The organism is Paracraurococcus lichenis, assembly GCF_030657435.1.
Taxonomy (GTDB): domain Bacteria; phylum Pseudomonadota; class Alphaproteobacteria; order Acetobacterales; family Acetobacteraceae; genus Paracraurococcus; species Paracraurococcus lichenis.
Genome location: NZ_JAUTWS010000536.1, coordinates 1 through 361, shown reverse-complemented (window position 1 = coordinate 361; position 361 = coordinate 1). Strand labels below are relative to the sequence as shown.

Below are 361 nucleotides of genomic sequence, written 5' to 3'. Positions count from 1 at the left end.
GGGCGCGTCAGGAAGGCGTTCACCCGGCCGTCGATCTCCTCGATCAGGCGGCTCACCTCGCTCTTGGAGATGCCCGCCCCGCCCATCGCCTTGACCAGGTCGTCCACCGCCCGGGTGGAGACACCGTGGATGTAGGCCTCCTGAATGACCGCGGTCAGCGCCTTCTCCGCCGTCCGCCGAGGCTCCAGGAAGGACGGAAAGTAGGAGCCCCGGCGCAGCCGCGGGATCGCCAGCTCGATCCGCCCCGCCCTGGTCTCCCAGGCCCGCTCACGGTAGCCGTTGCGCTGCACCTGCCGGCCCGGATCCCGCACCCCGTGTGCCGCCCCGGTACAGGCCTGCACCTCGAGCTCCATCATCCGCC

General features: G+C 71.5%; 1 protein-coding gene. It reads right to left on the bottom strand.

What is annotated here, in order from left to right:
* On the bottom strand, window positions 1-361 hold a 361-nt coding region (locus tag Q7A36_RS41140; RefSeq protein ID WP_305109532.1), incomplete at both ends, for a transposase.